Source organism: Dactylosporangium sp. NPDC000244 (assembly GCF_040300725.1).
GTDB lineage: Bacteria > Actinomycetota > Actinomycetes > Mycobacteriales > Micromonosporaceae > Dactylosporangium.
In genome coordinates, this window is sequence record NZ_JBEPEH010000079.1 from 13707 (window position 1) to 28581 (window position 14875).

At 71.9% G+C, this 14875-nt stretch carries 11 protein-coding genes; 4 read left to right on the forward strand and 7 right to left on the reverse strand.

Annotated elements, in window-relative coordinates; translation table 11 throughout:
* The first annotated feature begins 4 nt into the window (after positions 1-4).
* From ABT369_RS56165 to ABT369_RS56180, 4 genes are read left to right on the forward strand one after another with little or no spacing between them, the layout of a single operon-like run.
* On the forward strand, positions 5-2200 hold the full coding sequence (locus ABT369_RS56165; protein WP_350626691.1) for an MMPL family transporter: 2196 nt from the start codon (positions 5-7) through the stop codon (positions 2198-2200).
* Positions 2201-2222: 22 nt separating this feature from the next.
* Complete coding sequence (locus ABT369_RS56170) at positions 2223-4127, forward strand: glycosyltransferase (RefSeq protein WP_350626693.1); 1905 nt, start codon at positions 2223-2225, stop codon at positions 4125-4127.
* Complete coding sequence (locus ABT369_RS56175; RefSeq protein ID WP_350626695.1) at positions 4124-5725, forward strand: FkbM family methyltransferase; 1602 nt, start codon at positions 4124-4126, stop codon at positions 5723-5725. Before ABT369_RS56170 ends, ABT369_RS56175 begins: the two co-directional genes overlap by 4 nt.
* 2 nt (positions 5726-5727) lie before the next feature.
* Positions 5728-8106 (forward strand): glycosyltransferase, encoded by a 2379-nt coding sequence (locus ABT369_RS56180; protein ID WP_350626697.1) that lies wholly within the window; start codon positions 5728-5730, stop codon positions 8104-8106.
* Positions 8107-8258: 152 nt separating this feature from the next.
* Here ABT369_RS56180 and ABT369_RS56185 read toward each other — a convergent pair whose 3' ends face one another.
* From ABT369_RS56185 to ABT369_RS56215, 7 genes are all read right to left on the reverse strand, one after another.
* Positions 8259-10427, reverse strand: a complete 2169-nt coding sequence (locus ABT369_RS56185) for a glycosyltransferase (protein ID WP_350626699.1) — start codon at positions 10425-10427, stop codon at positions 8259-8261.
* Positions 10428-10492: 65 nt separating this feature from the next.
* Positions 10493-10834 (reverse strand): hypothetical protein, encoded by a 342-nt coding sequence (locus ABT369_RS56190; RefSeq protein ID WP_350626701.1) that lies wholly within the window; start codon positions 10832-10834, stop codon positions 10493-10495.
* Positions 10831-11217, reverse strand: coding sequence for a flagellar export chaperone FliS (fliS, locus tag ABT369_RS56195; RefSeq protein ID WP_350626703.1), 387 nt, complete (start codon positions 11215-11217; stop codon positions 10831-10833). The genes ABT369_RS56190 and fliS overlap by 4 nt, the downstream gene beginning before the upstream one ends.
* Before the next feature lie 25 nt (positions 11218-11242).
* Positions 11243-12610, reverse strand: coding sequence for a flagellar filament capping protein FliD (gene fliD, locus ABT369_RS56200; RefSeq protein WP_350626705.1), 1368 nt, complete (start codon positions 12608-12610; stop codon positions 11243-11245).
* Positions 12611-12676: 66 nt separating this feature from the next.
* Positions 12677-13534 (reverse strand): flagellin N-terminal helical domain-containing protein, encoded by an 858-nt coding sequence (locus ABT369_RS56205; protein ID WP_350626707.1) that lies wholly within the window; start codon positions 13532-13534, stop codon positions 12677-12679.
* Between the two features lie 225 nt (positions 13535-13759).
* A complete protein-coding gene (locus tag ABT369_RS56210) occupies positions 13760-14620 on the reverse strand; it encodes a flagellin N-terminal helical domain-containing protein (protein ID WP_350626709.1) in 861 nt (286 codons plus the stop codon).
* Between the two features lie 158 nt (positions 14621-14778).
* Positions 14779-14875: flagellin (locus tag ABT369_RS56215; RefSeq protein WP_350626443.1), on the reverse strand; the 97-nt coding region annotated here is incomplete at its 5' end.

The window sequence follows — 14875 nt, forward strand, 5'->3', positions numbered from 1 at the left end:
CGGCGTGGAGAAGAGACCAGTAACGGTTCGCATCGCGCGCTGGAGTGCCGAGCACCCGTGGCGCGCCATCGCCCTCTGGGTCGCGTTCGTCGCCGTCTGCTTCGTCGGCGGGAACATGGCCGGCACCGTCGAGGCCACCAACCGCGACCAGGCCATCGGCGAGTCCGGCCGGGCCGGCGTCATCGTCGACGACGGGCACTTCGACAACCCGGCCGCCGAGAGCGTCCTCATCACCGCGCGCACCGGCGCGCTCGACCACGACGCGGCGATGGCCGCGGCCGCCGACGTCAAGACCGCCATGCAGGCGCTGCCGGACGTCGCCGAGGTCGCCGACCCGCTGCCCGCCCGCGACCAGAGCGCCGTGCTCGTCCGGGTGACCCTGAAGGGCGGCCCCGACACCGCTTCGGACCGGCTCGCCCCGCTCACCGCGGCCACCGCCGACGTCCAGCGCCGCCACCCGGACCTGCGGGTCGAGGAGACCGGCGGCCCGTCCATCTCCAAGGCCATGGACGACACGCTCGGGCAGGACTTCAAGCGCGCGGAGTACCTCAGCCTCCCCGTCACCTTCGCGATCCTCATCGTGGCCTTCGGCGCGCTCATCGCGGCCGGCATCCCGGTGCTGCTCGCGCTCTCCTCGGTCGCGGCCGCGCTCGGGCTGTCCACGCTCGCCTCGCATCTCGTCCCCTCGACCGACACCACCTCGAGCGTCATCCTGCTCATCGGCATGGCCGTCGGCGTCGACTACTCGCTGTTCTACCTGCGCCGCGAGCGCGAGGAGCGGGCCAAGGGCCGGGCCCACCTCGACGCCGTCGAGATCGCCGCGGAGACCTCCGGGCACGCCGTCGTCGTCTCCGGCATCGCCGTGACGATCGCCATGGCCGGGCTCTTCCTCGCCGGCGACGTCGTGTTCTCGTCCCTCGCGCTCGGCTCGATCCTCGTCGTGCTCGTCGCCGTGCTCGGCTCGCTCACCGTCCTGCCGGCCCTGCTGGCCAAGCTCGGCCGCTGGATCGACCGGCCCCGCGTCCCGCTCCTGTGGCGGCTCACCAAGCCCCGCACCGACGAGCGCGGATCCCGGGTGTGGTCGGCGATCCTGCGGCCCGCGCTGCGCCGCCCGGCCGCGACCCTCGCGATCTCGGTGCTCGCCCTGCTGGCCCTCGCCGCCCCGGCGCTGAGCATGCGGCTCACCTTCCCCGGCATGGAGGACCTGCCCCGGACCACGCCGGCGATGCAGGCGTACGACCGCCTCGTGAAGGCGTTCCCGAGCAACGGCACGGTGCACGAGGTCGCGGTGCGGGTCCCCGCCGGCCAGCTCGACGCCACCAAATCGGCCCTGACCCAGCTCGCCCAGAAGGCGGCCGCCGACCCGCTGTTCGCGCCCCTGGAGCAGGAGCCGCAGGTCCAGGTGTCCAAGGACGGGCGCGTCGCCGTGCTCGACGTCGCCACCCCGTTCGAGGGCCGCTCCGACCAGGCCAAGGAGTCACTCACCCGGCTGCGCACCCAGCTGGTGCCGCAGACCCTCGGCGCGGTGCCGGGCGCGGAGATCGCCGTCGGCGGGTTCGTCGCGGCCGACGTCGACTACGCCGCGCACATCAAGCACAAGCTGCCGCTCGTCGTCGGCTTCGTGCTCGTCCTGACCTTCATCGTCATGGCGTTCACGTTCCGCTCGGTCGTCGTGGCGCTCACGTCCATCGCGCTGAACCTGCTGTCGGCGGCGGCGTCGTACGGCCTTGTCGTGCTCATCTTCCAGGGCACCTGGGCCGAGGGCATCCTCGGCTTCAAGTCCATGGACGCCGTCGTGTCCTGGCTGCCGCTGTTCCTCTTCGTCGTCCTCTTCGGCCTGTCGATGGACTACCACGTCTTCGTCGTCAGCCGGATCCGCGAGGCGGTCCGCCGGGGCCTGCCCACCCGCGAGGCGGTCGCCCAGGGCATCTCCGGCTCGGCCGGCGTGGTCACCAGCGCCGCCGTGGTGATGGTGGCCGTGTTCGCCATCTTCGCCACCCTGAGCACGATCGACATGAAGCAGCTCGGCGTCGGCCTGGCCGCGGCGATCCTGCTCGACGCGACCATCATCCGCGCGGTCGTCCTGCCCGCGCTGATGACGCTGCTGGGCGACGCGAACTGGTGGGCGCCGCGGTTCATGCGGCCCCGGACCAAGCCCCAGCACGCCGCCGAGGAGCCGAAGGTTTTCCTAAAGGTGTGAATCGGGTGCCGATGGGGCCGGTGTGCGGAACAACACACGCCGGCCCTGTGCGGCCGTCATCCTTCCCTCGCGCGACTCGATCGCGTATCGGCGCTGCGCCACGCTGGCCCGGCAGGTGGCGGCCCGCGGCTGGGACGTGCTGGCCATCGAGCCGACCCGCGCCCAGGGGACCGCGACCCTCCGGGAGACCGGGCTGGAGCAGGGAGTCAGGCAGTACACCCTGGAAATCCCCGGCCCCGAACCCTTCTTCGGCGACACCCCGTCGGAGCGGCTCCTGGCCGAGCTCCTCGCCGGCCGCGACGTCGACGTGGTGCACGTCCACCTCGCCGGCGACCTCGCCGACGCCGCCCTGCTCGAGCGCTCCTGGCTGCTGGGGCTGCCCCTCGTGGTCAGCGTCCACGCCGGATGGCAGCCGCCGCCGAGCGAGGCCGCCCAGGTCTTCCTCACCGACCAGTTCACCCGCGCCGACCTCGTCTGCGTCGCCGACCACCGCGGCCTGCTCGCCGACTGGCTCGACCCCGGCAGCCCCGTGCTCGACCACTCCAGCCCCGGCGCCGGCAAGGGGTGGGCCGACGTGTACCGCGAGCTCGCCGGCGACCTCGAACCACCCAGGACCGACCTGACCCTCGGCGTCATCGTCACCACCTACCAGCGCCCCGCCGCCCTGCACGACTGCCTCGCCGCCCTGTGCGAGCAGACCCTGCCCCGCGAGCGCTTCCACGTCGTGGTCGTCGACGACGGCTCCGCCGAGTCCGCCGAGCTGGTCGTGCTGCCCTTCCTCGACCGGCTCGACCTGACCTTCATCCGGCTCGACCAGAACACCGGCCCCGGCGAGGCCCGCAACGTCGGCATCGAGGCGAGCCACGCCGACATCCTGTTCTTCCTCGACGACGACGACGAACCCGCGCCCCGGTGCCTCGCCGAACACCTGCGCACGTACGTCGAGCACGGCAACGACGTCGACGCGGTGCTCGGCTGGACGGGCCCCACCGCCGACCGGGCCTGCACCGTCGAGGCCTGGCTCGCCTTCCGGGGCACCGTGTACCGCAGCCACGACGGCCTGCGCCACTACGGCATCGGCGACTGGCACCAGTTCTGGGGCGGCCGCTCCAGCATCCGCCGCTCGGTGCTCGGCGACGCCCGCTTCGAGGTGCCCTTCGCCGAGGACGCCGACCTCGCCTACCGGCTCTCCCGCAAGGCCCGCGGCCTGCGCGTCGTGCACAACCGGCACGCGGTGCAGCGGGTGCGGATCGGCCTCGACCCGGTGTCGCTCATGCGCCGGGCCGGTCGCGTCGGGCAGGCTCGGGCCCACCTCGCCGAGCGGCACCCGGACCTGCGTACGCACCCGGCGTACCGCGGCACCACCTATGAGGCGACCACCCGCAAGGTCGGCCGGCGCACCGACGCCCGCCTGCGCCTCATGACCACCGACCGGCCGTCCACCGTCGAGGAGCTGCGCCGCGCGCACGACCCGCACGGCAAGGGCACCCTGCGCGACCGCATGCACCAGGACCTGGTGACGGTCAGCTCCATCGAGGCGAGCCTCGGCTGGCTGCTCGTCACCCGCCGCACCGCCGCCCGCGAGGAGGGCCGCCCGCTGCGCATCGGCATCAGCGCCCTCTCGCCGCTGCTCGACGAGGTCGCCGCGGAGCTCGCGCGGACGCCGTCCGGCGCGGCGACACTCGTCGTCGGGGTGCCGCCCGGGCTCACCATCACCGCCGCCGACATCGACGTGCCCTGCGACTACGAGATGCTGGCCGGCGACGGCGCCGACGACCTGTGGCGCGCCTGCGACCTCGTCGCCTCGTTCGCCCCCGTCGACGGCCACGACCCGGCCCGCCACGCCCTGCCGCTGCCGCGCGGCGAGCTCGCCGAGACCCTGCGGCGCCTGCTGAACATCCGCGACCTGGTGGGGAGTTTTCGATGACCGCGGTGCTCGAACGACTGCTCGTCCCGCGGGTCTTCCACCGCATCAAGCTCGACGGCCCGCTGACCGAGCGCGAGCGCGCGTTCGGCGAGAGCTGGCTGCGCCACCATCCCGGCTGGGAGCTCAAACTCTGGACCGGCGCCGGCCTGCCGCCGCTGACCAACCAGGCGCTCTTCGACGCGGCGCCGCCCGGGCAGAAGGAGGACATCCTCCGGTACGAGCTGCTGCTCGCCCACGGCGGCGTGTTCCTCGGCACCGACCTGGAGTGCCTGCGCAACATCGAGCCGCTGCTCGGCGGCCTCGACGTGTTCTGCGCGCGCGAGGACGGCTTCCGCCTCGCCGACGGCGTGCTCGGCGCCGCGCCCGGGCACCCGCTCATCGCCGCCGTCGTGGCCGCGCTGCCGAACTCGGTCGCGTGGCGCCCCGGCAGGCCCCGCGACGAGCAGACCGGCGCGGAACTGCTCACCCGGGTCGTGGCCGAGCAGGACGGCCTCGGCCGCGTGACGCCCGCGGTCTTCGGGTCGGAGGTCTTCTACCCGTACCACTGGACCGAACCCCCGCGCGCGGGCGCGACGTTCCCGTCGGCCTACGCCGTGTGCCACTGGCTGTCGGCGTTCCCCGCGGACGCCCCGGCGCTCCCGGCCCCCGTCGCGGAGGCGCCGGCGCCCGCCGCCGCGGCGAAGTCCTCACCGGTCGACCGGATCGTCGTCGACGTCGACCCGGACCTCGTGGAACCGGCCGCCGTCGTGCTGGCCGCCGCGATGGAGCTGGCCATGGCCACGCCCGGCATGGAGCTGGCGCTCGTCGTCAAGGGCGTGCCGCAGGTGACCGAGGCGGTCGGCGACGCGATGGCCGGACTCATGCGGCAGCTGGCCGGGGGCCGCGACGTGCCCGACGTCGTGGTCTACGGCGAGCCCGAGGGCGAGGGCCTGGCCGCCCGCGCCCGGCTCGCGATGAGCGACAACCCGGCCCGCAACGCGCGTACGCTGCTGTCGCTGCAGACGCCTTCTTCTGGGATGCGCGGCACCTACATCGGCAACGGCCGGATGCTGGTCGAAGCGGCGTACGGCGCGACGCTCCTGGTCCCCTCCGACGACTACGGCCTCATGCCGCCGCTGGTGACCCGGGGCGCGATCGAGCCGGCGCTGACCGGCTTCCTCGCCTCGGAGCTCAAGCCCGGCCAGACCTTCGTCGACGTGGGCGCCGGCATCGGGTACTTCACCGTCCTGGCCGCCCAGCGCGTCGGCGCCGCCGGCAAGGTCATCGCGTTCGAGGCCGACCCGGCCACGGCCGCCGTCCTGCGCGACAACCTCGCCGCCAACCGGCTCACCGAGCACGACGTGGAGGTGCGCGCCGAGGCCGAAGGGCTGGACGACGCGCTGCGGATCGACATCATGAAGATCGACATCGGCGCGTTCGACGCGTTCACGGGCCTGATGGAGCTGATCCGCCGGCGTCAGATCCGCCGGATCGTGTTCACGCCCGGAGAAGACCGCGAGCGCCTCGGCGGCCTGCTGGCGACGATCCGCGACGAGTGCGGGGGCCGCCTCTCGACCCTCGACGCCGCGGGCCGCCCGTTCGCCGTCATCGACCTGTAGCCATGGGACTCCGGCTCAAGCACACGGACCCGTCCCTCACCGGCGGCCTGCGCCCCGACCTGCCGGCGGCGGTGACGGCGGCCCGGGGCCGGGAGTTCGCGGCTCGTCGCTCGATGCCGTCCGCGGTCGCCGCCTCCCCGGCCGTGGTGCCCTTCTCGTCGCCGGGCCCGCTGCGGCTGTGCTACCTGGCCCCGCGTACCGACGTCGGGGGCGGCGCTCGCGTGCTGTTCGAGCACGCGAACCGCCTGTCGGCCCGGGGCCACGAGGTCACCGTCCTGAGCCACTTCCCGCGGCCGGACTGGTTCGACCTGCGGGCCGCGTTCACGCAGGTGCCGTTCGGGGTGGAGTTGACCGCCGCGGTGCCCGCCTGCGATGTGATCGTGTGCGGGTACTGGGACCAGGTCCTGGCCGCGCGGTCGCTCGGCTCGGCCCCGGTGGTCCACTTCGAGCAGGGCGACTTCCACCTGTTCGAGGACATCGACCCGGCGACGCATCAGGTCGCGCTGCGCAACCTGGCGTCCGCCGACGCGACGATCACGGTGAGCGGGACGGTGGCCTCGGTGCTGCGGTCGCGGTACGGCGTCGAGGCCGGGGTGGTGCACAACGCGGTGGATCGCGCGGTGTTCACGCCGTCGGGCCCGCCTGCGACCGCGGACCGCCCGTACCTGCTCTTCGTGGGCTGGGACGGCAACGCGTTCAAGGGCATGGACGAGATGCGCCGCGTGTTTCGGGCCCTCTCTTCCTCGGTCGACCTGGTGTGGGTCTCGCCGCGGCCGCCGCTGGAGGCGCTGGGGCGTGTCGTGGTCTCCCCGTCGCAGGATGTCCTGGGCGCCCTGTTCCGCGGCGCGGCGGCGTACGTGTGCTGCTCGCGCTACGAGTCGTTCTCGCTGCCCTGCCTGGAGGCGATGGCGTCGGGCACTCCCGTGGTGGCGACTCGGAACACGGGGGTGCTGGAGTACGCGCGCGACGGGGTGAACGCCCTGCTGGCCGACGTGGGCGACGTGCCGGCCCTGACCGCCCAGATCCGCCGCGTGCTGGACGAGCCCGGGCTGTCGGCGCGCCTGCGCTCGGGCGGCCTGACGACGGCGGCCGGCTACTCGTGGGACGTGATCACGGAGCGCCTGGAGGACGCGTACCGCACCGCGGCGGCCTCGTGGTCGCCCCCGATCGCGCGGGGCGACTGGGTTTTCGACCTGGCGGGGTTGCGGTTCGCGGCCGCGGACGCGGAGGCTCGGCTGCGCGCGCACGCGGCGGCGACGACGGCGGGCACGCTGGCGGTTCCGGTGTCGTTTCCCGCGTTCGAGGGCCATCGAGCGGTCCGCTGGCGCGTGGTCGCCCGCCGCCTCGCGAATTCACCCAGTTTGTCCGAACCGGCCTCGGACGCTACTTCCGGCCCAGCCTCGGCCGCGGCGGTCTCGGGGGCATTTCCGGGCCCAGCCTCGGGCGCGGCGGTCTCGGACGCTACTTCCGGCCCAGCCTCGGCCGCGGCGGTCTCGGGCGCTTTTTCGGGCCCAGCCTCGGGCGCGGCGGTCTCGGGTGCTTTTTCGGGCCCAGCCTCGGGCGCGGCGGTCTCGGGTGCTTTTCCGGGCCCAGCTTCGGGCGCGGCGGTCTCGGGCGCGGCGGCGAGCGGCGGCGTTGACGGTGGCGGCTTGGGTGTGTCCAGCGCCCACCGCAGCGGCGGCTCGAGCGCGCCGGGCAGCGGCGGCGCTGACGCTGGCGGTGACGGCCTGGGCGTGTCCAGCACCCACCACAGCGGCGGCCCGGGCGCGTCGGCGCCCAACCCAGGCGCCGCCCGGGGCGAATCCCGCAGCGGCCGCGGCCCCGGCGCTGGCCCCGACTCTGGCCCCGGCGCTGGCATCGACAACGGCTCTGGCCCCGGCAGTAGCAACGGCGCTGGGGCTGGCAACAGCACCGGCGGCACCGGCACTGGCATCGGCACCGGCTTGAGTGTGCCTGGCGCCGGCTCCGGTGTGGTGCGCGCCTACCTCCCCGCGGAGGCCGACGCCCCGCCGCCCGACCTCCCGTACGCCCGCGCCCTCCAGGACTTCGCCGCCGGCCGCATCGAGGCCGCGCTCGACGGCTTCCTCGCCGTCTTCCAGCGCCCCGACACCCGGGCCGCCGCCGGCCGCTGGGTCGTCCTGTCGCTGCTCGAACTCGGGCGCGACGTCGAGGCGGCCGAGCTCGTCTCCGGCGCGGTGCGTGAGTTCGCCGACCACAGCGACTACCACTACCTGCAGGCGATGGTCGGGCGGCTGACGGGGCGGCGGGTGGATCGGGACGCGTACGTGACGGCGATCGCGATGCTCGGGCCGGCCACGCACCACGACGAGTGGTTCGAGGACCCGGCCGCGCTCATCCGGCGAAGCCTCGGAGCGGGGTAGGAGAGCGGAGCGGGTAGGAGAGCGGGGTAGGAGTAGGAGTCGAAACAGGGCAGACGCGGTGTCGGTTGCGCGTCCTCTTTCAAAACCTATTTTACCCGACGCCGCAAAATTGACCTTGCGGCCAACTCCGCTGCGTCGAACCCGCCGTCACCCTAAGCGTCCGCCAGCTCGATGCTCGCCGAGACGCGCGGGGCCAGGATTCGGATCTCCTCCAGCACGCCGGCCGAAAGCTCGTCCGGCACCGACGTCAAGGCCTCGTTCAGCAAAGGTAGCGCGGCCTCGTCGTGGAACATCTCCAAGGCGATCGCGGCGGCCAGCGTGCGCTCGCGCGGGGTCCGGCGCTCGTCCGCCGACAGGGCCAGCAGCGTGCACTGGTCCGGGAAGCCGTGCTGGCGCAGCCGCGCCGACCACTCCATCGCGCGGATCAGCGGCACCCGCCGTCCCACGCGCGCGGCCAGGGTGAGTAGCGTCGGCTCGCCGGGGTAGCGGCGCCACAACGCCTCCAGCAGCTCGTCGGCCGCCTCCGGGGGAGCCTCGGCGATCGTGAACAGCAGGCCGCGCCGGTTCTCGTTCGGGACCAGCTCCGCCACCTCGGCCAGGCTGCCGTCCGCGGCGCCCAGGACCTGCGCCATCCGGGCCACCGGGATCGGGACGTGGCCCTCCTTGAGGGCCTGGCGCAGGTGGTACGCGGCCTCTTGGTGGCGGTCCAGCCGGCTCAGCGCGTCGATGTGCAGGCCGGCGAAGCGGCCGCGGCCGACGCCGTAGAGCAGGTCGTTGGCGCCGGACTCGGGCAGCTCGGCGATGATCTCCAGGGTGCGCTCGTAGTCGCCCTCGGCGAAGCGGAGCTTGACCTCGTGCTCGTCGACCGTGAACGCGGTGTTCGCGATCTTGCGCAGCTCGTCGATCGTCTCGTTCGCCTCGGCCAGGCGGCCCACCCTGATGTACGCGTCGGCCAGGATCTTCAGGAACAGCACCTTGTGCGTGTGCTCCAGGGCCTCCTCCAGGCCGCGACGGGCCGTGGCGATGCACTCCTCGAGGTGGCCCGAGCCGAGCTGGGAGCGGGCCAGGTTGCCGACCGCGGTCAGGCCGCTCACGTCCTCGGCGGCCAGCGTGGCCAGGCGCAGGTTGCGCTCCGCCTTGTTCTTGAGCGTGCCGCGCAGCCGCGTGTACCCCGAGTGGTCCAGCACCAGGTCCGGCAGCAGCGAGCCCTGCAGCGAGCGGCCGGTGATGCGGTCCATGACCTGCTCGTGCAGGCGGCCGTAGATGCGGCCGCGGGCCCGGCGGAACATGCGCGGGAAGTAGATGGTGCTCGAGCCGGAGCCGCCCTCGTGGCCCTCATGGTTCTCGATGGTCGCGAAAAAGGCGCCGTTTTCGCTGTACCGCAACGAGTCCCGCACGATCCGCGCGTTGCCCGTGAACGTCTCGTCGGCGTCGACCCACAGCACCCAGCGGCCCGAGCAGTGCGTGAGGCAGCGGCTGCGGGCGTCGCCGAAGTGGTCGTTCCAGAAGCCCTCGACGACCTTCGCGCCGTACTCCCGCGCGATCTCCATGCTCCGGTCCGTCGACCCGGTGTCGTAGACGACGATCTCGTCGGCGAGCTCGCGCAGCGCGGCGAGGCAGCGCGCCAGCACGTCCTCCTCGTCCTTGACGATCAGGCTCGCGGTGAGCAGCGGGGCGTCGTCGGCCGGGTCGGGCTGGCGCAGGCCGCAGGAGGACGAGCCGACGTGGGCCACGAGCGCGGCGTGCGCGACCACGATGCGGCCCTGGGCGCTCAGCTCGTCGAAGGGCAGGTCGATGCTCGGCCCCCCGGCGATCATGAGCGCGTCGCGGCGGATCGCCACACACACCGGGCCGAGGCGGTCGACGTCCATGAACTCGTCGCGGTGCTGCTGGCGCCACTCGCGCGCGTACGCCTTGAAGGCCGCGGCGCTGGCCATCGCCGTCTCCGGCGGGTCGGCCTGCTGCGGGCCGTAGCTGTGCTGCACGCGCGGGCCGGCCGCGACCACGGACGGATCGCCGAAGGCGTCCAGCACCGGGTCCAGCCAGTGTGCGGAGAGCACGACGTCGCCGTCGAGGAAGACCACGATCGGGTGCCGGGTGGCCTCGAGCCCGTCGCTCCAGGGCAGCGCGCCGGTCGAGTCCACGACCCGCAGCCACGTCTGACCGCGCAGCTCGGCGCGCAGTTCCGGGCGGTCGGCGGGCATCACGCACACGACCTCGTCGCGCATGCCGAGGGTGGGGCGCAGCGACTCGAGGCAGGCGTGGAAGTCGTCGGGGCTGCCGCCGGCGGCGATGATGACGGACACCGGGATGTGACTCATGCTGCCCGTATCGGCGTCTTCGGGCGCTTTCCAAGAGTTTTCGGGTTGCAACGCATCCCGAAGACTCAGGTGCGGTTGTCCAGGTACACCGGGGGAGGCGCGCCCATGCCGCCCTCGCGCTGCATCCGGTTCACCAGCCGCGACTGCTGCCGGTTGCCGGCGATCGCGATGGACAGCTCCCGGGACAGGTCGAGCTGCCGCTGCACGAGCAGGCGGGCCCGGTCGGTCAGCTCCAGCGGCAGCGGCCCGATCCCCTCGGGCGGGGTGAACACCATCTGGGGCGGCAGCTCGCGATGGCGCAGGAGCTGCTCGACGGCGTCCGCCTCCAGCTCCATCGCGTCCAGGGCGGCGGCCCACGCCGCCGCCCAGCCGTCCGGCCCCGCGCCCGATCCCGTCGCGGCGGTCATTGCCCGGCGGCGGCCACCTGCGCGGCCGCCTCCCGCCACGCGTCGCGCAGCTGCTCGGCGAAGCCCTGCACGGTCTCGATCCGCGCCGGGTCATTGGCGACGTTGGCCTGCACGAGCTCGTTGATCATGTAGCTGTAGAGCGAGGCGAGGCCGGGGCCGCCGCTCCACACCGAGGTGTCGAGCGTCGCCCGCAGCTCCATGAGGATCTCCTGGGCGTGGTACACCCGGCTCGAGCCCGTCGCCGTGTCGCCGGCGCCGAGAGCCTGACCGGCGATCATCAGGTCGAGCACGAGCCGGTCGTACAGCATCACCAGCAGCTGCGCCGGGGGAGCGGTGGCCACGCTGTCGGCCACGTACCGGTTGCGCAGGGCTTGTGTCGTCATTCAGTCTCCCGGGGACCTTCGGTGATCAGCCCAGCGAGGACAGCTGGCCGGCCAGCCAGCTCGACTGGTTCTTGAGCGAGCCCAGTGCGGTCTCCATCGCGGTGAACTGCTTCTGCAGCGTCTCCTGCCGCGCCTGCAGCCGGACGTCCCAGTCGCTGATGCGGTCGTTGAGGTCGGTGATGGCGCTGTTGCCGCTGGTGATCAACTGCGAGAGCGTGCCGGTGTTGACCTGGGTGGCCTTGTCGGCCATCGCGGCCATCTTGTCGACGAGGCCGTCCTTGCCACCGGCGGCGTTGGTGGTGGTGGCGTTGAAGTACGACTGCGTCTTGGCCGGGTCGGCGTTGATCGCCGAGGTGAACTTGGTCTTGTCGAACGTCAGCGTGCCGTCACGGGTCAGCTCGATGCCGACGTCCTTGAGGCTGCCCAGCGAGCCGGCGCCGCCGGAGACGGTCTGCAGGATCGAGCTCGCGAGCTGCTGCATCGAGGAGTTGCCGGCCAGGGGCCCGCCGGGCACGCTGCCGCTCTGGTTCCTGGTCTGGGTCTTGATCTCGCTCAGCGCCGAGTTGGCCGCGTCGATCATCGCCTGGACCTTGGTGGCGATGCCGTCGGTGTCGCTGGAGACGTTGACCGTGACCGGGGGTTCGGTGTCGGCCGTCTTGGCCTTGGCGGTGATCGTGAGGCCGTCCATGACGCCGCTGAACGTGTTCGAGGAGGAGGAGATGTCGAACGCGTTCGTGGTGCCGACGGTGAGGATCGCGTCGGAGCCCTCGGTCGCGGCCACGTCGGCGCCCAGGCCGTCGATGCCGTCGATGGTGAACGCGGACGCGGCGCCGGTCTGGGCCGAGGTGACCTGGAGGGTGTACTTCCCGGGGGCGGTCTGAATCGCGGTGGCCTTGACGCCGAGGTCGCTGGAGCCGTTGATCGCGTCGACCACGCCCTTGAGCGACGTGTCGGTGATCGGCAGGTTCTTGACCTCGCCGGTGGCCGTGTTCGTGATGTTGATGCTCGACGCGCTGGTGATGCTGTCGCTGGTCTGGGCCACCGAGCCGGAGCTGAAGATCCGTGACTCGGACGCGGCGAGCTGCTTGACCCGGAACGTCACCGAGCCGCTCTGGTTGCCGCCCGTGGCGCTCGTCGTCGCCAGCACGGAGGAGGAGCTGGAGGTGGCCGTCGCGGCCTTCCACGCGGTCGGGTCGGCGAGCCCCTTCGCGGCGGTCAGGAGCGAGCTCATCTTCGTGTTGATCGACTGGTACGAGCTCACGACCTGCTGCTGGACGGAGACCTTCTTCTTCAGCGCGGTCTGGGGCGCGGCCTCGACCTGCATCAGTGACGCGATGACGGACGAGGTCTGCATGCCCGAGACCAGGCCGTCGACGCTTCCGCCGGTGACCATGCGGTACCTCCTCGAGGAAGGCGAGCGGGGAGGAGAACGAGTCCCCTCCCCGGACGGTTTGGTGGATTACCGCAGCAGCGACAGCACGTTCTGAGGTGCCTGGTTGGCCTGGGCCAGCATGCTGGTGCCGGCCTGGGTCAGGATCTGCGAGCGGGTGAACGACACCATCTCCTGGGCCATGTCCGTGTCTCTGATGCGGGACTCGGACGCGGACAGGTTCTCGACGGCGACGTTGAGGTTGTTGATGGTGTGCTCGAAGCGGTTCTGGTACGCACCGAGCGTGGCGCGCGCCGTGGAGACGCCCTTGATCGCGGTGTCGATGGCGTCGATCGCGGCGGTGCCGGACGTGGTGAGGTCCAGCGACCCCACGCCGAGGCCGGCCGAGTCGAACCCGGTCACGCCGGTGACGCTGCCGAACGCGGCGGTGCCGAGGTCGACGGCGATCTGGTCGGACGACGAGCCATTCGCGCCGACCTGGAACGTCCCGGTGAACGGGGCGGCCGCGTCGAGCAGCTTCTGCCCGCCGAACGCCGTGGTGTTGGCGATGCGGTCCAGCTCCTGGTTCAGCTGCGAGAACTCGGTCTGCGCGGCGGCCCGCGCGTCGGAGTCCTGCGAGCCGGTGGAGGCGGCCTGCACCGACAGGTCACGCATGCGCTGCAGGATCGAGTGCGTCTCGGTGAGCGCACCCTCAGCGGTCTGTACGACGGAGATGCCGTCCTGAGCGTTGCGAACGGCGACCTTGAGGCCGCCGATCTGCGAGCGCAGGCCCTCCGAGATCGACAGGCCGGCCGCGTCGTCGGCGGCCCGGTTGATCCGGTAGCCCGACGACAGCTTCTCCAGCGACTTGCTCATCTGGCTGTCGGTGACCGACAGGTTCCGGTATGCGTTCTGAGCGGCGATGTTGTTGTTGATCCGTAGACCCATGGCACTCCTCCCTGAGTCCTCAAACCGGCCTTCCGCGGCCTTGGTCGCGTCTTCTGACGGTCCCATCGGACTGCGCGGGCACCGGTTGAGAGGAAAGTTGCGGCCGGGTTGTCCTTACGGAGCAACGGTCGCTGCTGATGCGACAGAAATGATGTGGCAGGGCACGGCGCCCTGGCTGGATGCCGTGCCCTGTCGGTGTCCTCGATCAGGTCAAGCCCTCAGGTCCTAGCGCAGCAGCGAGAGGACGTTCTGCGGCGCCTGGTTGGCCTGGGCCAGCATGCTGGTGCCGGCCTGGGTCAGGATCTGCGAGCGGGTGAACGACACCATCTCCTGAGCCATGTCGGTGTCACGGATCCGCGACTCCGACGACGAAAGGTTCTCGACCGCGACGTTCAGGTTGTTGATGGTGTGCTCGAACCGGTTCTGGTACGCACCCAGGGTGGCCCGAGCGGTCGAAACACCCTTGATAGCGGTGTCGATCGCGTCGATCGCCGCGGTTCCGGCGGTCGTCAGGTCCAACGAGCCGACGCCGAGGCCGGCCGAGTCGAACCCGGTCAGCGAAGAGCTACTGCCGAAGGCGGCGGTGCTCAGGTCGACCGCGATCTGGTCGGACGACGAACCGTTCGCACCGACCTGGAACGTGCCCGTGTAGGCACTACCACTGACGTCGAGCAGCTTCTGGCCGCCGAACGCGGTGGTGTTGGCGATGCGATCGAGTTCCTGACCCAGCTGGGAGAACTCGGTCTGCGCCGCCGAGCGCGCATCGGAGTCCTGGGAACCAGTGCTGGAAGCCTGAACGGACAGGTCACGCATGCGCTGCAGGATCGAGTGCGTCTCGGTGAGCGCACCTTCAGCGGTCTGCACGACCGAGATGCCGTCCTGAGCGTTGCGAACCGCGACCTTCAGACCACCGATCTGGGACCGGAGACCCTCGCTGATGGAGAGGCCCGCGGCGTCGTCGGCGGCCCGGTTGATCCGGTAACCCGACGACAGCTTCTCCAGCGACTTGCTCATCTGGCTGTCCGTCACCGACAGGTTCCGGTAAGCGTTCTGAGCAGCGATGTTGTTGTTAATGCGAAGACCCACGATCTTCCTCCTTGAGTCGGGTCAGGCCGGTCCATCCGTGGTCCGGTCGTTCATCACATCGGCTCGAACCCTTGCCACTGAAGGGTTTTGAGCAGCAGTTTTCTCGGAAAAAGCGCCGAGCCCGGCCCCTCGCGGGACCGGGCTCGGACGGTTGGCGACTAGCGCAGCAGGGACAGCACGTTCTGGGGTGCCTGGTTGGCCTGGGCCAGCATGCTGGTGCCGGCCTGGGTCAGGATCTGCGAGCGGGTGTAGGAC